Below are 22,380 nucleotides of genomic sequence, written 5' to 3'. Positions count from 1 at the left end.
CAGCCTGCGGCAGGTGGGTGCAAAGGAGCAGGTTGCTGCGCTCGCTGAGCGGGCCGCCGCGAACATTCCCCTCACCCACGCGTCCGATGTGACCCGACTGATGGACAGCCTGCTGAGGACAGGGACGGGGCACATGGCCGGGCTGCTGAGCATGCTGCGGGAGGTAGGGGCAGATGAGCAGGCCACAGTACTCGCCGAACGGTTTCCAGCAGCGGGCCGGTTCGACCAGTTCCTGTGGGCTACTGACGGCAAGGAGCAGTTTCGGTTCGGGCGTGAACCCGATGGGCGTCCCGCACCCCCCTGGACTTGGGAACAGCTTGAGTAGTCGGCCTCCTTCCCCCCAAACCGCACCACCAAGCCACAAGCAGGAACCTGCCTTCGGCCCATTCATGGGGGCAGCGAGGAGAGAACGCCCCCTTGCCACCGCACGATCTTCACCTCATCCCGCTCACCCCAGAGGCGATCGGTAATGAACGGCACGCTATGTTCACTCTTCGCGCACCAATTAGCAGCGAAGGCCGTCCACGCGGAAAGGGCCGGCCTCTTCGCGTTTCCGGCCCTGGCTTGACACGCAGGCAGGCCCCAGATCGGGCTGGGCTTAGTGACTTGGGAACCAGTCTGAGCACCATGGTGCGTCTCAGAAGCGGTCACATCGAAGCGCCGCGCCCGTTCGTCGTGAGGCCGTTGAGTCGATCAGGAACGATCGAGTGCTCACTGGGCTCTAATGATCAGGCAGGCAGCCTGTCTTAATCGTGTGGCGTGCAACATGGAGGAGATGCGATGGGTGGACTGATGAAGCGCGAGACGGAGCCCATGCGGCAACCGAATCGGTTGGTGCCACTTTGGGGCGCGCTAGGCGCGACGTTCACCGCTGCGATCGCGGTGGCGTGCGTGACCCTCTGGGCAGGTTTGGACCTGTTGGAGGTGCACGGTGTCAAGCATGAGACGCAGGTGTCGTCCTCAGTGCTGTTCGACTTGGTGAAGTTGTCGTTTGCAGTGGTGGCAGGACTGGGGGGCCTGGTCGCGTTGGTTGTGGCCTACCGCAAGCAGCGCACCGAGGAGAACGCCGCGCTGCGCGAGGACACCAAGCTGCACAGCGACCGGTTCACCGCCGCCGTCGCCCAGCTCGGCGCCGCCTCACCCGCGGTGCAACTGGGCGGTGTGCACGCCTTGGCCGGCCTTGCTGACGACGCTCCGACTCACGCGCTGCGCCAGACCTGCATCGACGTGCTGTGCGCGTTCCTACGCATCCCGTACGACCCTGACCCCGGAAAGCACCCCACCCAGGGGCAGGACCCCATCAAGCATGCTGAGGCCCACAAGGCCTACCTGACCCTGCGTGAGGTGCGCCATACCGTCATCCGTACTATCGGCGACCACCTGCGCCGCGGCGCCGAAGTCTCCTGGAACGGCCACCACTTCGACTTCACTGGCGTCGTTTTCGATGGCGGTGACCTCCACGGCATCACCATCGACAACAGCGCTCTCACTTTCCGACATGCCAGATTTGCGAGCGGCGTTGTCAGCTTCCACGGAGGGCTCATGAGGAGAGGCGAAGTCAACTTCTATGGCGCGAAATTCGAGGACGGTGATGTCAGCTTCCAAGGCATGGAGTTCGAGGGCGGGGCGGTCAGCTTCCAAGAGGCAGTATTCAAGGGATGTGCGGTCAACTTCCAGGACGCACTGTTCGAAGGCGGCATAGTCAGTTTCCACAGCGCCATGTTCACGAAAGGCGCGCTCGGCTTTATGGGTGCGGCGTTCACGGGAGGCGAGGTCAATTTTCTGCAAGCGCTGTTCATGGGCGGCGTGGTCCACCTCGATGCCGCGAGATTCGAGGGCAGCAAGGTTAGATTCCAGCGTGCGAGGTTCGATGGCGCCAGAGTCAGCCTCCAGCACGCGAAATTCCTGAGCGGCGACGTCGACTTCCTGAACGTGACGTTCGCTGAGGGCGAGGTCGATTTCCAGAACGCGGAATTCTTGGGCAGCGCAGTCAGTTTCCAAGGCGCTTGCGGGTTTCGCCCGAATGGTTTGCCGACCGACCTCGCCGATCACCTGCCTACAGCGCCTTCACCTTCCATTATCTGACAGAATTTCTGCCATAGCCCGGCTTGTTTGCTGTGGGGCTGAAGACTCCGTGATTCGACCGAGACGATAAACGGATGGTGATCCGTCCACTCGGGTGGCCAGCCCTGTTATTCCAGACCATACTCCCTCAAAACCAGCACCAAGGAGTGTCTCGCAACTGGTGCGCGACAAACGGCTTGCAGGTTGCAAAGGGCCCTCTAAACTCCACGTGGACCATCGTGGGCCAGCCGCCTCGGCGGGGCCGTCATCTGGCCAGCACCCATCACTTGATCAACGAACGGGGGCGGACCTCGGTTCAAACTGGCCGCAACCGGTTCGCTAGGCGTCCTGCCTGGACCCTCGGGGCATCTCGTAGCCATGAACCGAGAGCTTGTAGACGTTGAGCTGTTTTGGAAGGGCAACCGGATCCGTCGGTTCAGCAGTGAAGTCGCCCCTGACGACCGGGGCGACCTGTACGAGCTATTCGTTGATGCGATCGGTCGCGATCCGCTCAGGCGCGGGCGCGACCAAGAGGACTACGAGATACGGATCCGGGTCCGCGGCAAGGCCCGAGTCCCGATCACCTACACGGGGAGAAGGGATTGACTCCGAGCATCGTCAAGCGTCATCTTCCAGACCGATCAGGAGCGCAGTGGCGTCGTCGTGACGCTTGGAACGTGGCCAGCGGGTTCGGTCTGGGTCGGCGTTCTCGATTTCGCGGACGCGTCGCAGCCAGGCGGCAGGGCCGCTCTGGGCGAGATTGTGGAAGCACTCGTCCCAGGTCACCGCCCCGAAGGGCTCCACGGGCCGGGCTCCACCATCGGAGAGCAGAAGGGCGTGCGTTAGGTCCGCCAGCGGCAAGCACCCCGTCATCGCATGGTCGGCAGCTTCTGGATCGCCAGCGGCGATCCAGAAGCCATCGGGGTGGTTGCGAAGACGCCGTTCCTCCGCCACCAGGGCGTTCCACAACGCTCGGTCTCGGCCATCGGCTTGCCGGAGAGCTGTCCGCTGCTTCACCGCGCTCTGCTTGAGGCGCTGGTCAGTGATGACCTCGATCTGCGAGTGCTTTCGGAGCGCGAGGAAGGAATCCCCCAGCACCAGCCAGTCCAGGTACTCGTCCCGTCGGCGAACTGCGACCACCGTCGATGACGGGGAGACCGGATGGCTCGGGTCGCAGGTGTCGGCATGCGCCAGCGCCGTTCGTTCTATCGCCCGCTTCAGCGCCTCTGCCAGCGAGATGTCGCCTGCCCGGGCTGCGTTGAGCAGCTGCTCCCCCAGCGTGCGAACGAACCATGGCAACCCATGTCGACATCCCGTTTCGGCTTCCGGTGGCACGCCAGCCCCGTCCAGCAGCACAACCATGTCCGAGGCCGCCAGGACGTAGTCCTCATTGGCGCGGCCCGGCTCCTTGGCTCGGCTGGCGAACGCGACGTCCACCCTCACTCGCCTCCGGGGTGACGAAGCGGCGCCGTCAGGGCTCGCGTTGCGAGGATCTCTTCGGCCTCAGGGTCGTACTCGGACGTGATCACCATCGAGAAGGGGGCCGTCCCAACCGCGTCATACAGCTCCGCCAGGTGATCCGTCAGGTAGCGGGACGCCCCGAGGGATCCGATCGCGTGAACGCCTGCGATGTAGAGGAACGTCCCCCGCGCGTCTGGCCGAGGAAGCCGCCCCAGGAAGGCGATGTCCTGGTGGCGTGGGTCGTCGGGGTCATCCGAAGGGGAGACGTGAGTTTCCCCGCTCCCCCGCTCGGTGATCGCCCATCGCTCATCGGGCAACTGGTGGAAGTCGAGCTGCGGGTCGCGCTGGAGGGCTTCAGCGGTGACGGGGGATGTCTTCGGACCGCAGATCACAACAAGATCGTCGCGGTTGAGGTCGATCTCGCCGGACAGAGGGATGTACTCGAGCTCGCCCGCGAGTCCGAGCGATGACGCCAGGCTCAGGACGGTCTGGCCGGTTGCGGCGTCGGCACGGGCCACGAGGCGCCGTCCGCCTGGCCGCTCCGGCACCGCCACGCTGAGACGCCCAATGCCGAGGAAGGCGCGCTCCGGGGCTGGCCCAGAATCCTTGAGCTGCGCGACGCGGGCACGGCTGACTCCCATCACCCGTGCGACATCGGCCATGGAACGGCCGTGATCGCGGAGCCATTGGATGCTCTCGCGCCGCATCCGAGCCGTCTCCTTCACAGCGTCCTGGAGCTCGTTCATCAGCTTCGCGGCCTCACGCACCCTGACCTCGTGGTCTTCGATCCGAGCAAGATCCCGAACCTCCTCGATCACGTGTCTCCCCCTCGCTGCTCTCGGCCGCCTGCCGCGGATCTCCTCACAGACTAGTGATAAGGGGGGCTTGACAACGCGAGGGACTCGATGCCACTGTCTTGCTAACCCCCCCTTAACACCAAGGGACAAGGGGAAACGCCCCTGGATGCTCAGGGACGACAACTGAAGACGCAGCCCTGTTGGGATGGCGATTCACGAGGCCCCCGCAGCGGTCACCGCGATTGATCAACTTTGAAAGTGCGGCGCTTGCGTCGTCTGGTCTGCACCAGGGCTCCTCTGCCTGGTGCGGAGCGGTGGACACGAGACCGCGCATCACACCCCGGTTTGATCACGGAGGTACTCGTGAAGCACAACGGCCGTTTCCCGATCGCCATCAGCTCCCTCCCCCTGAACCACGTGAACCTGCGCCGTCCCGAGAGCGAACGCGCCGACGGCGAGCGCACGGTGATCGTCTGCCCGGACTGCGGGACCTGGGTGTCCCTCAAGCGGCACATGGTGCTCCCGCACCGGATCAGCCGCTACACCGACAAGGAGATCCGCGACTTCGCGACCGGTCGCCGTCCGGTCCCGGCCGCGCGCTGGCACCGGCAGGAGCGATGCCCCGGATCCGCGCAGCGGGTGATAACCGACCTGGCCTATGAGACCTGGCGAGAGCAGCTGGCCGAGGGAATCGCCGACGCGTCCACCCGGCGCGGCGCCCGGACCATGGTCAAGCCGACCCCGGCGGTCCCGCCGTCCCTGACGCACATGGCCGCGGCGCGACGCGACCGCGAGCTCGCCGCCCGGGCCGCCCGCGCCGCCCTGATCGTGGCGTGCCCCCGGAGCGAAACCGTCTAGCCCCCTTCGCACTCCCTCCGCGAGCGCCCAGCCGAGCCCCGCCCCCGGGGCGCTGGGCGCTCGCTGCTTCTTCACCCCGACGTTCTTGATGGGAGATCCCCATGTTCGACCGCACCGTCTCGCGCCTGGTAGACCGCAACTTCGCTCACCAGCAGGTCCTGGACAAGCTCGCCGGACGCGAGCCCGCCCCGGCCGAGCCCGCCCGCGGTTCGTGCCGCCCGTCGCTGCCGACTTCGCCCTGCTGCGCCGCGCAGCTGTCCGGTGGGCCCGTGGTGCTGTGGTGCGTCCAGTGCGGGCACCAGATCCACGCCTCCCACCTCGACCGCGAGGTCACCGCGCCCCAGCAGACCCCGGCCGTCGTCGACGGGCGGTGGAAGTGATGAGGACCCGGACGTCCGCAGCCCCGGCCCACAGCGGCCACCTTCCCGAGCCGATCGGCTGGGAGCAGCGGCCCTGCATCGACACCGGGGACGAGCTGTGGTTCGGCCCGGGTGACGGTGCCGACCGCGAGTCCCTGAAGGAGTCGCGGCGGCGGGTCGAGCTGGCCAAGCGGACCTGCGCCGAGTGCCCTCTGGCGCTGCGCCGGTACTGCCTGGAGCAGGCGCTGCAGTTCCCGGCGGATGAGCAGTACGGCGTGTGCGGCGGCCTGGACTCCCACGAACGCCGCGCCCTCATCAACGCCGGTGTCCGGTCCATCTCCGAGATCGGACCGGCAGCGGCGGCCTGATCCCCACGTGCACCGCCGTCGCTGCCGAAGACCGCATCGCGGACCACCTCGAGCCCCGAATGCCATCCCCCTACCCCCGCCAGTGCGGGAGCAAGGAGTGCCCATGACGTCCCCCACCTACCTGCGTGACCTGGCCCCGGACGACTCCGGGGTGTTCTGGGTCAGCGAGGTCGACGACCGCGAACGTGCCAGCGACGGCAAGTCTCGGTACGGCGCCTACCTGCGGCAAAACCTGCACCTGTTCGATCCCTGGGACGAAAAGAGTGTCGGCAGTGACCCGGTGGAGTTCGTCACCGTGGCATGGCAGGTCGCCACGAGCCCGGTCATGGCGCCGCCCTACCTGCACTGCCGTTGGGACCGGCTCCTGTCGGCCAAGATCTGGCGGGCCGACACCGGTGCCGCCGTGGCGAACCTGGAGCTGGTCAGCTCCGCGCCGTCGGAGCTGGAGCGTTCGGGACTGGCGCGGAGCTGGAACTCCTGGAGCCATAGCCGGAGTTTGGGCGCCTACCTGGAGCCTTCGGAGCAGGTGATGGCCCAGCGGCCGACGCTGCTGCCGCGCGTGAACCTGCTGTGTCCGGTGCTCGCCGACCAGCTGCACCGGCCCTCTCCGGCCTGGCCGGGGTGCCTGCCGGGCAGCTGGACGAGGGACTGCTGACCCGCGAGGCCAAGCGCGCAGTCGCGACGCTGGCGTCCGCCCTGAACGGCTTCCTGGCGGACGTGGTGGATGCCTTCGAGGGCCGGGAGGCGCGATGAGCGCCCGGCTCGTAAGAATCCGCCTGTCCGGCGAACCTGCCGACCTGCAGCAGGTCATCGACACCCTCGCCGAGCACGTGGACGTCCACGAGGCGTCCGCGCCGTATCCCAACCGCCGCGACCCCGGTGTCCGCCGCTACCTGCTGGTGGAGGTCCCGCCTGCTCAGGCGGGCACGTGAGCGTCGCCGCTGCCCGATTGCCCAGATGACCGCAGGCCTGGCCGGTCCATCACCACCGGCCAGGCCCTGTCGATCTCTTCCAGAACCAACCTGGAGGACCAACATGTCCATCATCGCCCGCCTGCGCCGCATCCGCAGGCGGTCCTGCTCCGCATGCGCTGGCCGGACCCGGGTGTGGAACCCGCCGGTCGGCGCGATCTCCTGCCCGGTATGCCACCCCGGTGTCGCGCTCCCGGCCTGGGCGAACGGGGAGGAGCGACCGTGATCATCCCGCTACGTGACGCCCACGGCATCCCCGACGTGTCCCGGCTGGCCGACTGGACCGCCAGCTGCGACGCCTGCCCGGTCACCATCACGCTGGCCCACATCGGCCCCTGGTTCGTCAGCCGCGATGACGCGACGCTCTGCCCGTCCTGCTGGCACGCCGAGTCCGACCGGCTCATCCATCTGGCGCTGCGCCCTGGCGGCCCGCAGGGTGCCCTTGCCGACCTGCACTACCTGTCGGCCCGCGCCAAGCGCCTCGCCCGCCGCCTACTGACCCGCTTCCGGCACCACCTGGCCGACCGTCTCCCCGGCAAACACCCACGCCGCCTGCGGCCCGCCGCCTGACACCGCACTTTCCGGCCCGGCCATCAGGCCGGGCCACCACACCACTCATGCCAGACACAGGGCCTTTGCGCGCCCTGACAGCTCGCATGCTCCGAGAGGACGTCCATGGCCACCCGAACCCTTCCCGTCCGCACACTGACCGCACCGGGCGACGGCCCAGTGCTGCTGGGGATCTTCCTGCCCGACGGCGTCATCGAGACCCGCACCGAGCCCGGCCGCGAAGTCGCCGAGGTGACCCTCACCGCCACCAGCGCCGACCCGGCCCTGGCCGACGCGCTGGAGGCCGCCAAGCTGACCTGGAACGCCAATCGCCACGAACTGACCGTGGTTGTCCCCATCGTCTCCACCGGCGTCGCATCCCACGTCCACGTCGAAGGCACCTCGATGTTCGCCGCCGTCAACACCGGAACGACCAACGGCATCACCATCGACGGTGACAGCATCAGCGAGGTCACGAGCACCCTGCAGCTCACCGCCCGCCTGCCCGAGCGATCGGGCATCGTGGCCCGCACCCGCTCGGCCGACCTTGACGCCCACGGCACCTACAAAGGCATCAAATACGACTCCCTCTCGGGAGCGCTCACCGCGGGCAACGTCCAATGGCTGCTCGCCGAGACCATGTCCGGCGACATCAGCGCCGACATCACCGAACGCGTCCAGGCCCGGAGCACCTCCGGCGACGTCCGCATCGGCCGGACCCTCGACATCGTCGCCCGCAGCGTCTCCGGCGACCTCAGCATCGGCGACTACGCCGGGCCGACCGGCGCCCCCGCTGGTCTGAGCACCACCTCCGGCGACATCGCGCTGACCGCGACCGGGCCGGGCACGGTCACCGCCCGCTCGGCCACCGGGTCGATCGACATCTCCGCCGGGCCCCGCCTGGCCCCCGGCACCCTCACCGTCGACGCGACCAGCGACCGGGGCCGTGTCCGCACCCCCGGAGCCCACTAATGAAGACCGTCACGCTGCCCCTGATCGCGATGGCCTTCCTGGAAGACCAGCTGCGAAACAAGGAGCCGGAATTGCTCGTGCGCCTCGGCCTGATCGGCTGGATCATGCTCGCCGTATCCGCGCTGGTCAGCGACGGCCTGACGGCCCTTCCCTTCGCCGCTCTGGCATGCGCCGGAGTCGCCTTCACCCGGTACCTGCTGAACGGCATGCACAACGGGGGGCTGTGGTGACCAGCCCGTCCCCCGAACAGCAGATCGCGCAGCTGGCCGTCCGCACCCTGCAGCTGGCCGCCGTCCGGCCCTGACCATCCCCGGTTTCGCTCCGGCCCCAATCCGGGCCGGTAGCACCAGTTCTGCCCATCTTCAGGAGGTTCGATGACTCGCTCCGACCGCCACCCCACGTCCATCACCGACCAGGCCCCACCCGCCGCCGCGCCCGGCCGGGCCGCCATCTCCTCGCCGCCAGCTCAGACATCCCACGACCTCGGGCCGCTGGCGACCGCCTGGCGCGAGGCCCTGGACGTCGCCGAGCTGCAGGAGAACGAGCTCCGGATGCGCCGCGCCCGCCTCGGCATCGCCTCGGTGTTCTTCACCTCCGGCGCAGCGATCACGGTCACCGCCCTGGCCACCCTGCACCCGGTCCCGCACCTTCCGACCGTCACCATCTCCGCCGTCCCGGCCGCGATCGTCGCCGTCGCCGCGCTCGCGGGCTTGACCCGCCTGTTCCAGGACCTCGCAATCCGCTTCACCGCCTCCTACCAGGTAACTCAGAGCGGGTGGCGGTGGCAGGTGTCGCGGCGCTGGTACGCGCCGGGGTCCTACGCCCGCCTGCGTCAGGCACCACAGGAGTTCGTGGTCGTTCTGGGCTGGGCCCACGATCCCGCGTGCGCACAGCCGTGGGTGCTGATCCAGCAGGACGGCGAGAGCGCTCGCTGGGCGCCCCTGTCCTACATCCGGTCCGTCTCGGGCTGTTGACTCTGCTCATCGGTTGGTGACGTGGTCGTTGTCCGACGAGCACGTCACCAACCTCCGCTACTCGGCAGGTCATCCCGCACATTGTTGGCAACGCCAGCCCACTTCACGAGGGGCTGTGGGATGCAGATGGACTGCTGATCTCGCTGCGGCTTCACTGCCGCCAGTTGGGTAGGTCACAAACACAACGCCGACCGATGGCGGTTACGACGCAACCAGCGGGGCGCCGTTGGCTGCGGGGCCTGGTGGTGGAAAGGTAGCGGGCATGCTTGGAATCGATCAGTGCACCGGACTGACCGGGCTGGGCTATCAAGGCCACGTCCTGGACAGCTTCCTCGACCGCCTGGCCGCCGAGCACGTGACCACGGTCGTGGACGTGCGCCTGACACCGATATCCCGCAAGCGCGGCTTCTCCAAGCGGGCCTTTGCAGAAGCGCTGACCAGCTCCGGAATCGAGTACCTACACGCCCCAGCGCTGGGGAACCCCAAAACCAACCGAGCCGCTTTCGCTGGCGGCCCCGAGGAGCTGGCCGCCGGGCGTGACCGGTTTGCAGCGCTGTTGGAGGACCCGACAGCCCAGGACTGGCTGAATCAGATCGCCGTCTTGGCCGCCGAGCACAAGGTGGCGCTGGTGTGCTTCGAGGCCGACCAGCAACGCTGTCACCGGGATGTGGTCGCGGACGCGGTGCAGTCCAGGATGGTCCGCTGATAGCGGCTGCCACCCCTGGGTGATGGCAGCGCAGGCTGGTCAGCACGGAGGATAGAAGACCCCCAGAACCATGAAGGTCTGCCTGTGTTTCTGCTGGTTGCCGACATAGAAGATGGTGTCGCGGTCGGTTCCGCACATCATCTTCTCGAACTTGGTGCGCAGCTCGGCCTCGATTTCCGCGTCGCTGTGGCCGTCGCGACGTAGCCGCCACTGAAGTGCGACGAACTCCCAGTCGTAGATCCCTTGCTCGTGCCCGCGGCAATCGGGTGCTTGGCATCTGTAGCGGTACCAGCCTCTGAACGCAGGCGCCTTCAGGGCGGTACGCGGACCAGTTTCATCCAAGGTCTGCTGCTGCATGTAGGCGTCGATCTTGGCTTGCTCGTCGCGGTTCCAGCCCAGATGCGGCTTGATGACGACCTTGTCAACTTGCCGGGGGCGGATCGCTGCCAGTGACGCGACGGCGTCCTGCCTGCCGTCGCGGACGTCCTGGAGCACCTGGCACATCGACTTGTTCACCAGATCCACAACGAATCTTCGCCGCGCAGGCCACGCCTTCAGCCGCTCCTCGGTACGCACCGTGCCCAGGTCCGGGCGGAAGCTCTCTGGCCGAGGATCCTTGCTACTCGGGCGTGCTCTCAGCCGCACGACGTCGTACTTGCGGAACTGCTTGTCATCGGCCAGAGCCCGGAAGTTGATCGGGTATAGCCGCACCCAGCTCACCTGCGGCTCGTCGATGCGGATTCCGGCCACACACACCGTCTCCCCATAGGACTGCGACGGGTTCGGCGCCGCCTTAACGGTGATCAGCACCCGCATGTCGACCGGCAGCTGGCCAGGCGGCTTGCTAGGGACCGCCTCCGGGTCGAAGAACAGCGACTGCTGATCACCAGAGCCTGTCATCGCGCTCCTACCGGGTCCCCGGATCGCGCCTGCCCATCTGCACGCCTCGTGGATCGGGCCGGGGCTGCGATCTCCATCTATCCCGACATACCACCCAGCGTGTTCAGTCAAGTCCGCACGGCCACGTCCGGCCACAGCCGCTGACCAGCTCTCCTTCGCTCACCCCCGCGACTGCATGGACGTCCTCGTCCATCCACCGAGGAAGCCGCCATGAATCTTCCTACGTACATCTCCCAGAACCCTGAAACAGCCGCCGTGGGCGTCCTGGTCAGCGCGATCTGCGCAGTCCTCGCCCTCTGGTACCTGACCCGGCTCGCCCGCAAGGCGCTGAAGGGGCAGCGGCCCGAGGACGTCCTGACGATGGTCGCCGCGACGCTGGCCACCAGCCTGGCGGCCTCCGGCATGTGGGCGTTCTTCCGCGACGTCCTGCACCTGCCCGCCTGGGCGCGCGTCCTGCTGTTCTCCTTCGCCGAGGTCGCCACCATCGCCTCCGCACTGCGCGCCCGCCGCGCGGTCCGCGAGAACAAGGACCACTCGGCCGGCCTCGACGGCGCGGCGATGTGGGGGTTCACTGCCCTGTCGGCGCTGCTGTCCACCCTGGACGCCGACTCCTTCAAGGCCGCGATCTTCCGTCTGCTGGTGCCACTGGGCGCCGCATGGCTGTGGGAACGGGGCCTGGCCGCCGAGCGCCACCGCGCGACCGGCAAGTCCCGCAAGGTCCACTCCAAGTTCCACCTGGACCGGATCCTGATCCGGCTCGGCCTGGCCGAGCCGGTGGACCGCACGGCCGCCGACGTCGACGCGCACCGCCGCCTCACCCGCGTCGCGCGGGCCGCCAAGCACCTGCGCGCGCTGCGCGCGGCAGGCGACAAGGCCAAGCCCCGGCACCTGATCCGAGCCCAGAAGCGGCTGGACCGGGCGATGGAGGGCGCGGTCGAGCACGCCCGCCTGTCCACCGACCCCGACCGGCAGAACGCGCTGCTGGCGCACCTGGCCGCCCTGTACCACTCGGCCTCGCTCGCCGACCTCGCCCCGGCCGCGCCCTGGGAACTCTCCCAGGAACCGGCACGGGAGCCGCGCGCGCTGCCCGGCCCTCCGACGCCGCCGCGCACTGACGGCGAGCTGGTGGCGCTGGGCTACGACGCGGCCCGTGTGGAGGCGTTCCTCGCCGAGCGCGGCGTCCAGCTTGACCCCACCGACATCACCCGCCGCCTCCCCGCCGCGCCCCGCCTGGAGACCGCCGAGGCGTTCACGGCCACACCGGCACAGGTCCCGGACCTCCCCCAAGGCGAGACCGTTCATCAGGTCCCGGAGCCGCTGGCGGCTCCAGCCGGGACCGGGTCCCGCCCCGACACCGAATCAGGTCCCGCGTCCGCCGCGCCGAAAGCGGCTCCTGCGGAGCCGGACCCGATTCCCGGACCCGCCACGCTCACCAATGCCTCGTCGACCGGTGAGGTCGACGCGGACCGATCCGGCCCCGTCGAAGCCGCCGCCGGTGACCGCCCTTCACCGACTCCGCCCATCAACCCCGTGGAGCCGGTGGAGGGCCCGGCCGGAATGCGGCCTCGCCCAGGCGGGCGGCGCCGGACGTCCCCTTCTCGGCCCAAGGCGCGGCAGAAGGCCGAACCGAGCGACCAGGAGCTGCTGGTGCAGGCGCGCGCTGCGGATCAGGCGTATCTGGACGAGCACGGTCGACACATCCCCGCCGAGAAACTCGCCCGCGTCCTGCAGATCCGCAAGGCCCGCGCGACCCTCCTGACCAAGCAGATCCGCCGTCCCGCGCTGCACTCGGTCGCCGAGCCACCCGCCGGATGACCTGCCGACCCGCCCAGCCAAAGGAGCGCTCAGATGTCGCGCAATTCCCTCTCCACCTCCTCCAAGTCCACCACCTCCGACAACCCGCCCCGCCCTGCGGGCCGACTGGGCCGCGCCATGGGCCACCTCGGCCTGCCCGACGCGCTGATGCTGGCCGGTGCCGCCGGGGGCGGCCTGTGGCTGGCCGCCTCCAACCTGCTGAAGATGAGCGCCGGACCGGCGATCGTGCTGTCGCTCGCCGTCGGAGTCGGCGTGTTCAGCTGGGCGCTCGCACAGATCGACCGCCACCGGAGCCGCCCGCACGCGGCCCCGCCCCAACAGAACGGGTCCGAGGACTCCGCGCCGCAGGCTCCGGGCGGCCCGGTGCAGCAGGCCGGGGATGCCTGACCGGACCTGGTGCCCCTGGCGGGTCCGGCTGGTGCGCCGGACCGCTGTCGAACTGGCGGCATGTTCCGCCGTCGCGATGAGCGGTCCGGCGCTCCTGGCGCTCCGCCTCCCCAGGCCGCCGAGCGTGGCCGGGGTGGTGTCGACGACCCGGGCAGTCCTCCCCGACTGCCACCCGCCCGCTGCGCGGGACCTTCCTGGTTCCGGCTGGAGATCACCCGACCCGACTCAAGCGGGTCCACAGTCCAGGTCTCCCGGACCGCATTCACCCGGTGCCCGCTGCACGAGCCCTATCCGGCGTGCGCCCACCGCGCGCCCGCAACCGAGAGGTAGCCGCATGCCCTCCATCACCACGACCGCCTCCCGCCCGGAAGCGACCGCCGAGACCGAGATCTACGGCCGGGCCCTGAAGAGCCCGCGAGCCCAGGACGCCGCCGACCGGTACGTCGAGGCTGGTCTGATCGCCGAGTCCCTGATCGGGCAGTTCCACGGAGGACTCCCCGCCACCCGCCGCGCCCAGATCCTGTTCGACTTGGCCGTGCAGCGCGCCGTCCAGGCCGAGACCACCACCATCGCCTATGGCTACGAACGCACCACCGACCCCGACCCTCGTCCGCTGTCGTCCGCGCTGCGCGACGAGGCGGTGCTGATCTCGGCGCTGGCCGCCACCGAGCACGCGCTCGCGACCGGCCAGCCCCGGGTTCTGGCCGCCGTCCCGGCGCTGGACGCGCCGATCGCCGCCGTGCTGGACGAGCTCGCGACCGCCAGCGCCCCCGCGGACCGCTTCGACCTGATCGCCGAGCTGTACGAGCCGCTGGAGCCGCTGATCGGCGACCAGACCGCCCGCCAGATCTGCGAACTCGGCGACCGCTACGCCCTCACCACCGCCCAGGAGCGCACGGCCTGATCCACGCCAGCTCCTCCACCCCGTCCTCATTCATTCCGGCCCGGCCGCCCCGCGCGGCCGGGCCGCTCGCCTTCCCAAGGAGTTCTCCGATGACGCTGTTCCTCGTCCTGTGTGGCGTGATGGGCGTGCTGTTCTGGTTCCAGGCCACCTCACGCATCGTCATGCTCATGCTCGCCGCCTGGGGCCTGCTGGCCGCCAGCACCCCCATCGGCCGCGCGCTGCTGGGCCCGCTGCACTCGCTGTCCGGCGCGATGGACGGATGGCTGAAGTGACCACCCACATCAACAACACCCGCGCGAGCACGCCCGAGACCGGCGCGTTCCGCCAGGCCACCTCGTCCACCTGGCGGAACCGCCCCACCTGGGGAGCGTGGATGTTTCTCCTCGCAGCCCCGGGCGGTGCCCAGCTCGGCCTCGACGTGCCCTGGTGGACCGTCGCCGCCGTCCAATGGCCGCTGTACACCGTCCTGTGGGCGGTCGTAGTGGCCGTCGACCTGCGCCAGCGCCCGCCCCGCGGTCACCGCGTCCCGCCGGTGATGTCCGACCCGAACCAGCACGGAGGTGCGTCGTGATTGAGCTGCTGCTGCTGGGAGCGGGCGGGTTCGCGGGCGGCGTCCACGCCGTCCGCAAGAACCGGGCCCAAAGCGGCACCCGAGGCCAGCGCCCTCCGCGGACCGATTCGCTGCTGGTCAAGGCGTGGAACGCGTCCGGTGCGCCTGGCACTGAGGAGACGATGCTCGCCGACGCGCTCGCCGACCTGGGCGGACGGGTCGCTGGTGTCGGCGCGCGCGCCGGGTGGAAGAAGGGGAAGGCGGCCAAGCCGTGGGCCGAGGCGCGCTGGCAGCAGCGCGAGGCCAACGGAGGCACCGCGACGTTCTTCCGCCGCAAGCCCACCACCCGCTCTGGGGCCTCCGGGCCCACGCTGCAGGGCACGGTGCTGTTCCCCAACGGCGGCCCCGGACCTTCCGGCCCCTCTGGCCCGTCCGGGCCTTCCGGGCCTTCTGCGCCGTCGGGTCCGTCGGGGTCGTCGCCCAAGCCGCCCGGTAGTTCGGGTGGGAACCCGGCCGTGGGCGTGCCCGCTCCGGCCGGGCCGAACGGCGGCAGATCTGGCCCGGTCCCCCGGGCGGGTAACCCTGCGAGTAGTCCGGGCGGGGCCCGGCCGGTCCCAGCCACGCCAGGCAGAAGCCCCGCCGCAGGTCCTGCCGGGCCTCCGCCTGGTTCAGGTCCGGCGGGTGGCCCCGCTCCGGGCGGCGGAGCCAGTCGTCCGGCCACGCGACGCGAGGCGCAGCGGCTGGCCCCGACCGGGAACCGCCGCACCGGCCGCGCCCGGCGTCCCCAGCGGGCGCAGACCCGGATGCGGGTGCTGGGTCCTCTGCAGCTGGACGTCCCCGACACCGACGCCGAATTTCTCGACAGCGCCGCCGAGCTGATGCAGATCCTGCGTGGCATCGCCGTCGCTGTGGAGGACTGGACCGACCAGGTCGCGATCCGCAACCTCCCGACGATCGTCACCGGCCCGCTCTACATGGTCGCCGAGGAACTGGTGGACGCCGCGGCCCGCGCCGCGATGGCCACCGTGGCGTTCGAGGTCTGGTTCGCGGAGGCCCGCGACATCGCGGGCACCGGGATCGAGTTCACCGGCGACGACCCCGCCTGACCCTGCTTCTCACGCCCATTCGCCCTTTGGAAGGGAGCGCTGATGCCTCCGCGCCACCAACCACACCACCGGGGCTACCTGGTGGAGTTCGACGACCCCGACAGCGATGGCGAGTTCTTGGCCACCTGCCTGGGGATCGGGGACCTGATGGCCGTCGCCTCCGACCTGGTCGACGAGTGGATCGAGGGCCTGGCTGGCCGCGGCCTGCCCGCACCGATCCTCGCCCAGTTCGAACAGGCCGCCCACGATCTCGACCAAGCCGCCATCTTCGCCCGCCAGTCGGCGGTCAACTTCGCCGACCACTTCGAAGACGCCCGCACCGTCGCCGCCCGTGGCCTGCGCATCGTCGGCTCCAACGGACGTCCCAGACGCGGCCGGGGACCTCTCCCCCGCCGCTGACCCGCTCACCACTGACCCGCCCACCACGCCTCCAGGTGAATACGGCGCCGCCCCGCACGGCCGGGGCGGCGCCGTTCTGTCCGCCCTCTCGGGAAGGAGATCCCGCATGCCCGGTCGTCCGGCCCGACGCGGCCGATCCAACCAGTTCGCCTCGTTCGCCTACCTCTCCCGCACCGGCCAGTTCGGCCGGTTCGGCGCCCGCCACGGCCACCAGCGCGGCCGTGGCTCCCGATACGAGGAGTTCCCGATCCCCCAGCCCGTGGCGTCGATGATGGAGACCCGGCACGGGCCCCGCAGGCAGCCCAGTCGATCGGGCCTGGTCGCGCGCGCCGCGATGCGCGGCTACATCCGCTGGGTCGCCCAGTCTCCCGACACCCGCGGCCTCGGAACTGGCCTGGCCGCCCTGTATCCGGCTGGGCAGCTCAGCCACCAGTACCTGGCGCACGACACCTTCACGCTCGCTGCGTTCGCGCCCCCGGCCGCGCTGGCCGCCTGGGTGGCGACCTACAAGACCCACGGATCGCCGCGCTACTCCGGTGCGATCGCCGCCATCACCACCGCAGTCCCGACGTGGCTGGCCGTCGCCGCCCATACCGGCGTGACCAGCTTGCCGGTCCTGCTCTGGTACTCCCTTGCCGCCAGCGGCCTGTGGTCGGCCTACACCTGGTCCGACGTCCTCAAGCAGCGCCGCCGTACCGCCGAGGTCCAAGCCCGCTGGGAGACCATCGCCGGACTCGCCGGACTCGAAGGCTCCACGCTGCTGGCCACCAAGACCACCAAGGTGGGCGTCCGGTTCAAGGTCGATGTCGGCGTGGACGGCCCGTCCGGCGCCCGCCTGGAACGTGGAGACCTCGCTGTCCAGATCGCCCGCTGCTACGGCATCGGCGTCGACCAGGTCCAGGTCGACCAGGAGAAGAAGAACGCCCGCATCCTGTGGATCACCATCCGGATGCGTGACATGTGGACCGAGGAGGTGTCGCACCCGGCCGTGGCCGAGCTGGCCCCCGGCCAGGTCACCGCTGCCAAGGGCAGCCGCTCGATTCTGGACGGCCCGTTCGTCCTCGGCACCGACCCCGAGACCGGTGAAGACCTGGAGCTGGTCCTGTTCGACCAGGGCGGCGCCCGGCACGTCGAGATCGTCGCGTCCAACGGCGGCGGCAAGTCCAACGTGCTGAGCAACATCGTCCAGCAGGCCGCCGAATGCCATGACGTGCTGGTCGTCGCCATCGACTTGGGCAAGGGAGTCATCCCCTCCCTGTGGGGTGCCTACCTGCACGACAAGGCCGGTGTCGGCGAGGAAGCCACAGCAGTGGAGATCTTCGAGTGGATCGACGCGCTGCTGGACGAACGCGCGATCGCCTGCGCCGGTGGCACCCACAAGCCGTCCGCGACCGCCCCGATCGTGATCGTCGTCGTGGATGAGCAGGACACCGCCTCCGGCTACAACGCCGAGGTCGCCACCCAGATCAAGCCGGTCATCGCCGAGATCCACAAGCGTGGCCGGTCGGGCGGCATGGTCATGGTCACCGCCAAGCAGCGCAACGTCGCCCAGCACACCGGCGACAAGGAAGGATCCGCCAACGCTTACACCACCATCGTCGGCCGCGTCGCCAACACCAACGAGATGACCAAGGCCCTGCCCGACTGGGACAAGCGCGGCTGCCCCGACATGACCAGCTACGGCGACGGCTCCCCCGGCGTCGTCCTGCTGGCCCGCCAGGGCGGCTCCTGGCAAGCCGGACGCACCCGCGCCCTCCACGACCCCGACACCGTCAAAGCCCTCGCCGCCGCCTACGGCCCCGCCGACGCCACCCTCGAACCCCACATCGCCGCCAAACTGCCCGGCTACGCCGACCGCCACCCCGTCCCCGCCCACGCCACCGCAAACGCTGGCGGGTCAGGCGCACCCGCCGACACCATCCGTGCCGGTGCCGACTCGGCACCGGCCGACGTCCCCGTCCCCGGCGGGCCATCCGGCGAGCGTGCTCCGGCGGACGAGGACGGGTGGGGATTCGACACCACCAACCAGCAGGAGGTCGACCAGGCCGCACACGGCCTGGTGGAGAAGATCGACGACTACATCAGCTCCGCCGCCACAACACCGGACCAGCCCACCGGACTGGACGAGCTGTTCGCCGCCGAGCACGCCATCGACAACACCGCCGTTCCCGACGACGCGCGCAAGGCGATCCTGCAGTTCCTCGCCGACCGCGGCCCCGCCGGAGCCCGCCGCAGCGAGCTGGACGACCTGCTGCAGAGGCCCAACAAAACCACCGCCCGGTGGCTGGGCTCCCTCCGCAGGAACAACCTCATCGTGCTGGCCGGGCAGGGGCCTGCCGCCCGCTACTACCTCCCCGACCACGACCCCACCAAAGGTCACGGACAGTAACCATCGGCGGGTTGGAGTCGGCTCACGAATCGGCTCATCCGATCGGCTCACGAATCGGCTCACCGGCCCTCAACGCGCACGCGTGGTGGACGAGCCCCTTTCCCGGTGAGCCGATTGAGCCGATCGGGTGAGCCGATCCCGCCGCGCACACTCCGTAGCACCCGCCCGCACCCGCGAGCCCGCCCGGACGCCCCCACGCGCCCGCCGCGCGCCCCTCGCGCGCGCACCTCTATCACCCGGTCGAAAGCGAGTCCCTCATGGACATCTCCCGCGTGCCCCTGCAACTGGTCCGCCTCATCAACACCGCGCCGCCCAGCCCGGTCCCCACCACGCCGCCCGCCCTCCACCACGACGCGAACGGCGCGGGCGGCCTGCTGTTCCTGGCGCTGGTGTTCGGGCTCGTCCTGCTGGGCAGCTACCTGGTCTCGATCCGCCGCCACCCCTACCGAGCCTGCCGCGCCTGCCGCGGCACCGGGAAGAAGCGCAGCTCGCATTTCTCCAACGCCTTCCGCGCCTGCGACGCCTGCGGCGGCACGGCCCGCCAGCACCGCCCCGGCGCCACCCGCCCCTACCGCCGAAGCCGCCACTGACGTCCACACGGTGGGCGCCCGCCAGCGACACCGCCGAGCAGCAAGGGAGCAACATGCCGCACACCACGTCGTCCCGTCCCGACCCCGACCAGATGGCCCGGCTCGCCGAGGACATCACCGACCGGCTCCGCGAGCACTTCCCCCGGGAGGGCGAAGGCGTCCGCCAAGCGCTCGCGCTGGCCGAGGAGGCTGGCGAATTCCTGGCCGCCTACCGGCGCTGGAGCGGTCGGGCCCGGCGCACCGGAACCCTCAACGACGTCGCCGCCGAACTCGCCGACGTCCTCATCACCACGTACGTCACCGCGTGCGTCCTCGACATGCCCCTCGGGCGTGTCCCCGAGTTCCTGCCGGACGACAACCCCGACCTGCCCGTCATTGGGCTGTTCCGGCTCGCCGGATCGTTCCTCGACAGCTACGTCAACAACGACGGCAAGGGCGCCGAGGTCTACCTGACCTCCATCGCGATCGCCGCGCAGGACGCCGCAACCACCATCGGCATCGACCTGCGCGCGGCCGTCGACGCCAAAGTCCAGATCCTGTACACCCGCGGCTGGCGCGACCCGCGCTGACCACACCCGATCCGCATCCGCACGCCCGGACGGCCCCGTGCCGCCCGGGCTTCGCCGTCACTGGCAGAACACAGCGAACAAGACAACCCTGACAAGAACCCCAACCCAGGAGAAGCATGCCGACGACCACGCTGATGCCCGTGACCGTCACCCGACCGCCTGGCCCGTGCGCCGAACCGCAGCGACGGGCCGAGTTCGAGGAGGTGATCAAGACGATCGCCGGGATCGAACCCACGGTCCGGGAGTCCTCCCGCACCCAGTTCTCGCTGACCGTGGTGCTCACCGACGCGCGCACGGCCACCCTCGAGTTGGTCCTGGCCCGGCTGAAGGAAGCCTTCCCAGGCTGGCACGCCTGTGGGCACTGGCCCATCCGGACCGTGCTGGCGGTCACCCACGGCTACCCGGTCGAACTCGCCCCCTACCGCGACCTGCTGACCGCCATGACGCGGCAGCCGATCGACGTCGTCACCGGCGTCCGCGCGCAGCTAACGTGCCGCCCGGTGATCCTGGACCAGCACCCGCTCCTCACCGTGATCACCACGGCCCCCGCCTACTCAACGACCACCGGCGACTATCGCGAGGTCGACGAGTGGGCGTCGCGGGTAGAGCAACTGATCGGGCCGACACTGCCGGTCGCACCGCTGGCGCCGGGCCAGTGGGAGCAGCGCGGCCTCGTGGAGGAGGTCTTGGACCACGCACCGCCCACCAAGGTCTGGACCTTGGACCCCGACGACCTCCGACAGAACCCGCCCGAGTCCGAGTCCCAGTGACCGCCCCGCGCCTGGCTCGCTGAGAACCGCCCTGTAGTGCGATCCGCCGGGCCCTCAGATGTCAGGGGTCCCGGCTCCAGCTGCCAGCCCGGACGGCCTCGCGCCGTCCGGGCTTTTCTTCGCCCAGCCAGACCACACCCGTCACACGCGCCGCAGGTTCGCTGCCTCTGTGACTAGTCACAGACCCAAAACGCGCCCGCGCGTGGCCGCTTCACCACGGTCGACGAGCCCGACTTGGCACCGTCGTTGATCTTGTGCAACATTGGGTGCAGCGGCACAGGTGTGCCCAAGTAGCCCCGCCCGGCACATCGCCGACAGCGGGGCTTTGTCGTTCCTCGACACGCTCGGCAGCCCGCTCCCGCTCCCGCTCCCGCAGGGAGCGTTCCTCTCCTCGAGGAGCGCACTACAGCCCGCCGCGCTCCGCTCTACCCCCTACAGGAGCGCTCACTGGGTTGATTTCGGCGTCCGAGGCGGCATCTCAGGTTTCCGCAGGTCAAGAGGCTGCGGCAAGGGGTTGGCAAGGGTGCGTCAAGGGTCCCGCTCCCCACCGAGGCGAGATCTGCCGACGCGCTGAGGGCACAAGCGCGCGCTCCTGATCAGTGAGGAGCGCTCCTGCGACCGGCGAAGTATCGCTCCTTGGGTGGCCAGGAGCGCCCGGCGCGCACCGCCCGCTGATGTGATCCACTTCACTCCTCAACTCCCCGGTGTTCCTGTCACCTTCCGGGGTGCCCGTGGACCTGAACGGGATATGAGCAGAACACCCGGAGCCGGTCGGCTCCGCCTCGTCCACCCGTCCTCTCCTCCTCCCGAACCGCCGGACGGTGACGCCGTCGCCGGTGCCGGGGGCGATACCGCCCGCGGTACCGCTGCCGGTACCGGTCGCGGTGCCGCCCGCGTTTCCCGCGACCACGCTGTTTCCGCTGGTCAACCCGCGCGTGGCAAGGGTGGTGAGAGCGCTGAGTTCCTTCTCGATCCTGTGATCGGATCGATCAGTCGCGGGGGCGCGGGGGTGATGGCGACCCTGTACCAGTGCCGGATGGCCACCGCCGAGCAGCTCCGGCGGGTCATCAGCCCCAGCAGCACCTCCACCCGGTACGTCCGCGCCGAGCTCGGCAAGCTCGCCCGCGCCGGGCTGGTGGGCGCGGTCCGGCGGCGCGGCGCGCCCCGCACCAAGGTGTGGTTCCTGACCCGCGCCGGAGCGGTAGCGACCGAAGCGAGCCCGGAGATCCTCGCCAGGCCGTACCGGATGACGGCCGCGACCGCAGCCGGGCCACTGCAAGGCCACGCCCTGGCGGTCACCGAACTCCTGACGACCCTGGAGGCCCACGACCACGCCGCCTTGCTGGACTGCCAGGTGGAGGTCTCACACGGCCAGGGCAACGCCCAGGACCCGACCGGATCGTCCAGCCGATCGATGGTCATCACCGACGCCGTCATCCGTCTCCAGCCCAGCGCGGTCGATGGCGGGGTGCCACCGGTGCTGTTCGTCGAGCTGGACCGGGCGACTACCAGCGCGCACCGGCTGGCCGACAAGCTCCACGCCTACGACCGGTACCGGCGGCACCGCCACGCGGCGTCCCGCGCCAGCAGCCCGTCGAGCTGGCGGACCCGCTACCCCACCAGCGAACGCTGGTTCCCCCCGGTGCTGGTGGTCATCACCGGGCCTCCCCAGCGTGCGGCCCGCCGCATGGACCTGGTCTGGAACCAGCTGAAGCAGACCTATGGCAACGGCCTGAGCAGCGGAGAGGTCGCGGTGGCCGCCGTGTCGCACGCGGTCCTGCTGGACCGCCTCGCGCGCCCCGGTGGCCTGACCGCGCCGATCTGGACCCCGCTGAACCCGCACGCCCCGGCCACCCCGGTCGCCCTCCCCGACCTGCACGCAGCGGCCCGACCGCCCGAGCGCACCTGACCGCCCCGACTCA

General features: G+C 69.9%; 29 protein-coding genes. 26 read left to right on the top strand and 3 right to left on the bottom strand.

The features are described 5' to 3' along the window. From P696_RS0132750 to P696_RS0132740, 3 genes are all read left to right on the top strand, one after another. On the top strand, nucleotides 1–325 hold a 325-nt coding region (locus P696_RS0132750), incomplete at its 5' end, for a hypothetical protein (RefSeq protein WP_211245911.1). 455 nt (nucleotides 326–780) lie between these two features. Then, on the top strand, nucleotides 781–2,085 hold the full coding sequence (locus P696_RS49610) for a pentapeptide repeat-containing protein (RefSeq protein WP_051468445.1): 1,305 nt from the start codon (nucleotides 781–783) through the stop codon (nucleotides 2,083–2,085). 357 nt (nucleotides 2,086–2,442) lie between these two features. Beyond that, nucleotides 2,443–2,670, top strand: a complete 228-nt coding sequence (locus P696_RS0132740) for a hypothetical protein (RefSeq protein ID WP_026415640.1) — start codon at nucleotides 2,443–2,445, stop codon at nucleotides 2,668–2,670. A 12-nt stretch (nucleotides 2,671–2,682) separates the two neighbouring features. On the opposite strand, the gene P696_RS0132735 is transcribed toward P696_RS0132740, so the two are convergent. Then, a complete protein-coding gene (locus P696_RS0132735; protein ID WP_034488211.1) occupies nucleotides 2,683–3,501 on the bottom strand; it encodes a protein phosphatase 2C domain-containing protein in 819 nt (272 codons plus the stop codon). 2 nt (nucleotides 3,502–3,503) lie between these two features. Continuing rightward, nucleotides 3,504–4,343 carry a hypothetical protein gene (locus P696_RS0132730; RefSeq protein WP_026415638.1) on the bottom strand — a complete coding sequence of 280 codons (840 nt, stop codon included), beginning with the start codon at nucleotides 4,341–4,343 and terminating at the stop codon, nucleotides 3,504–3,506. 342 nt (nucleotides 4,344–4,685) lie between these two features. Between P696_RS0132730 and P696_RS0132725 the strand changes: the two genes are divergently transcribed. The 11 genes from P696_RS0132725 to P696_RS0132670 all read left to right on the top strand — a co-directional run bounded on the left by P696_RS0132725 (nucleotide 4,686) and on the right by P696_RS0132670 (nucleotide 10,079). Next, the gene (locus P696_RS0132725; protein ID WP_026415637.1) at nucleotides 4,686–5,180 is read left to right on the top strand and encodes a hypothetical protein; all 495 of its coding nucleotides are present in this window, start codon (nucleotides 4,686–4,688) and stop codon (nucleotides 5,178–5,180) included. A 101-nt stretch (nucleotides 5,181–5,281) separates the two neighbouring features. Beyond that, complete coding sequence (locus P696_RS57100; RefSeq protein ID WP_026415636.1) at nucleotides 5,282–5,560, top strand: hypothetical protein; 279 nt, start codon at nucleotides 5,282–5,284, stop codon at nucleotides 5,558–5,560. Next, nucleotides 5,560–5,907: a WhiB family transcriptional regulator gene (locus P696_RS57095; protein WP_051468444.1), complete on the top strand. Its 348-nt coding sequence runs from the start codon at nucleotides 5,560–5,562 to the stop codon at nucleotides 5,905–5,907. Before P696_RS57100 ends, P696_RS57095 begins: the two co-directional genes overlap by 1 nt. Before the next feature lie 103 nt (nucleotides 5,908–6,010). After that, nucleotides 6,011–6,562: a hypothetical protein gene (locus P696_RS0132710; protein ID WP_026415635.1), complete on the top strand. Its 552-nt coding sequence runs from the start codon at nucleotides 6,011–6,013 to the stop codon at nucleotides 6,560–6,562. Beyond that, complete coding sequence (locus P696_RS58905) at nucleotides 6,529–6,660, top strand: hypothetical protein (RefSeq protein ID WP_281175014.1); 132 nt, start codon at nucleotides 6,529–6,531, stop codon at nucleotides 6,658–6,660. Before P696_RS0132710 ends, P696_RS58905 begins: the two co-directional genes overlap by 34 nt. After that, nucleotides 6,657–6,839 (top strand): hypothetical protein, encoded by a 183-nt coding sequence (locus tag P696_RS0132700; protein ID WP_026415634.1) that lies wholly within the window; start codon nucleotides 6,657–6,659, stop codon nucleotides 6,837–6,839. The genes P696_RS58905 and P696_RS0132700 overlap by 4 nt, the downstream gene beginning before the upstream one ends. Nucleotides 6,840–7,100: 261 nt before the next feature. Beyond that, nucleotides 7,101–7,448, top strand: coding sequence for a hypothetical protein (locus P696_RS0132695; RefSeq protein WP_026415633.1), 348 nt, complete (start codon nucleotides 7,101–7,103; stop codon nucleotides 7,446–7,448). A 105-nt stretch (nucleotides 7,449–7,553) separates the two neighbouring features. Continuing rightward, nucleotides 7,554–8,399, top strand: coding sequence for a DUF4097 family beta strand repeat-containing protein (locus tag P696_RS0132690; RefSeq protein WP_157430067.1), 846 nt, complete (start codon nucleotides 7,554–7,556; stop codon nucleotides 8,397–8,399). Continuing rightward, entirely contained in the window at nucleotides 8,399–8,629 is a 231-nt protein-coding gene (locus P696_RS0132685; protein ID WP_026415631.1) for a hypothetical protein, read from the top strand. The genes P696_RS0132690 and P696_RS0132685 overlap by 1 nt, the downstream gene beginning before the upstream one ends. Before the next feature lie 144 nt (nucleotides 8,630–8,773). Then, a complete protein-coding gene (locus P696_RS0132675) occupies nucleotides 8,774–9,373 on the top strand; it encodes a hypothetical protein (RefSeq protein WP_026415630.1) in 600 nt (199 codons plus the stop codon). A 262-nt stretch (nucleotides 9,374–9,635) separates the two neighbouring features. Next, the gene (locus P696_RS0132670) at nucleotides 9,636–10,079 is read left to right on the top strand and encodes a DUF488 domain-containing protein (RefSeq protein WP_026415629.1); all 444 of its coding nucleotides are present in this window, start codon (nucleotides 9,636–9,638) and stop codon (nucleotides 10,077–10,079) included. Nucleotides 10,080–10,118: 39 nt separating this feature from the next. On the opposite strand, the gene P696_RS49600 is transcribed toward P696_RS0132670, so the two are convergent. Further along, a complete protein-coding gene (locus P696_RS49600) occupies nucleotides 10,119–10,979 on the bottom strand; it encodes a hypothetical protein (RefSeq protein ID WP_051468443.1) in 861 nt (286 codons plus the stop codon). Nucleotides 10,980–11,189: 210 nt separating this feature from the next. Between P696_RS49600 and P696_RS53195 the strand changes: the two genes are divergently transcribed. The 12 genes from P696_RS53195 (at nucleotide 11,190) to P696_RS49580 (ending at nucleotide 22,367) form a co-directional block, all read left to right on the top strand. Next, nucleotides 11,190–12,794, top strand: coding sequence for a hypothetical protein (locus P696_RS53195; protein ID WP_157430066.1), 1,605 nt, complete (start codon nucleotides 11,190–11,192; stop codon nucleotides 12,792–12,794). A 33-nt stretch (nucleotides 12,795–12,827) separates the two neighbouring features. Beyond that, complete coding sequence (locus tag P696_RS49590) at nucleotides 12,828–13,181, top strand: hypothetical protein (protein WP_157430065.1); 354 nt, start codon at nucleotides 12,828–12,830, stop codon at nucleotides 13,179–13,181. A gap of 334 nt (nucleotides 13,182–13,515) precedes the next feature. Beyond that, nucleotides 13,516–14,085, top strand: coding sequence for a hypothetical protein (locus P696_RS0132645; protein WP_026415628.1), 570 nt, complete (start codon nucleotides 13,516–13,518; stop codon nucleotides 14,083–14,085). An 89-nt stretch (nucleotides 14,086–14,174) separates the two neighbouring features. After that, complete coding sequence (locus P696_RS0132640; RefSeq protein ID WP_026415627.1) at nucleotides 14,175–14,357, top strand: hypothetical protein; 183 nt, start codon at nucleotides 14,175–14,177, stop codon at nucleotides 14,355–14,357. Continuing rightward, nucleotides 14,345–14,656: a hypothetical protein gene (locus tag P696_RS0132635; RefSeq protein WP_157430064.1), complete on the top strand. Its 312-nt coding sequence runs from the start codon at nucleotides 14,345–14,347 to the stop codon at nucleotides 14,654–14,656. The genes P696_RS0132640 and P696_RS0132635 overlap by 13 nt, the downstream gene beginning before the upstream one ends. Beyond that, entirely contained in the window at nucleotides 14,653–15,741 is a 1,089-nt protein-coding gene (locus P696_RS55145; RefSeq protein ID WP_084338570.1) for a hypothetical protein, read from the top strand. The genes P696_RS0132635 and P696_RS55145 overlap by 4 nt, the downstream gene beginning before the upstream one ends. A gap of 42 nt (nucleotides 15,742–15,783) precedes the next feature. Beyond that, nucleotides 15,784–16,140, top strand: coding sequence for a hypothetical protein (locus tag P696_RS0132625; protein ID WP_026415624.1), 357 nt, complete (start codon nucleotides 15,784–15,786; stop codon nucleotides 16,138–16,140). 106 nt (nucleotides 16,141–16,246) lie between these two features. Further along, nucleotides 16,247–18,529, top strand: coding sequence for a winged helix-turn-helix domain-containing protein (locus tag P696_RS0132620; protein ID WP_026415623.1), 2,283 nt, complete (start codon nucleotides 16,247–16,249; stop codon nucleotides 18,527–18,529). Between the two features lie 257 nt (nucleotides 18,530–18,786). Continuing rightward, nucleotides 18,787–19,119, top strand: coding sequence for a hypothetical protein (locus P696_RS53190; RefSeq protein WP_051468441.1), 333 nt, complete (start codon nucleotides 18,787–18,789; stop codon nucleotides 19,117–19,119). 53 nt (nucleotides 19,120–19,172) lie between these two features. Next, a complete protein-coding gene (locus P696_RS0132610) occupies nucleotides 19,173–19,688 on the top strand; it encodes a MazG-like family protein (protein ID WP_026415621.1) in 516 nt (171 codons plus the stop codon). A gap of 116 nt (nucleotides 19,689–19,804) precedes the next feature. After that, complete coding sequence (locus tag P696_RS0132605; RefSeq protein ID WP_026415620.1) at nucleotides 19,805–20,458, top strand: hypothetical protein; 654 nt, start codon at nucleotides 19,805–19,807, stop codon at nucleotides 20,456–20,458. A 1,012-nt stretch (nucleotides 20,459–21,470) separates the two neighbouring features. Next, nucleotides 21,471–22,367: a replication-relaxation family protein gene (locus P696_RS49580; RefSeq protein ID WP_034488203.1), complete on the top strand. Its 897-nt coding sequence runs from the start codon at nucleotides 21,471–21,473 to the stop codon at nucleotides 22,365–22,367. The last annotated feature ends 13 nt before the right edge of the window (nucleotides 22,368–22,380 follow it).

It is taken from the genome of Actinomadura oligospora ATCC 43269 (assembly GCF_000518265.1).
Taxonomy (GTDB): domain Bacteria; phylum Actinomycetota; class Actinomycetes; order Streptosporangiales; family Streptosporangiaceae; genus Spirillospora; species Spirillospora oligospora.
The sequence above is the reverse complement of the archived record's forward strand: the minus strand, read 5'-3'. Positions and strand labels throughout refer to the sequence as shown.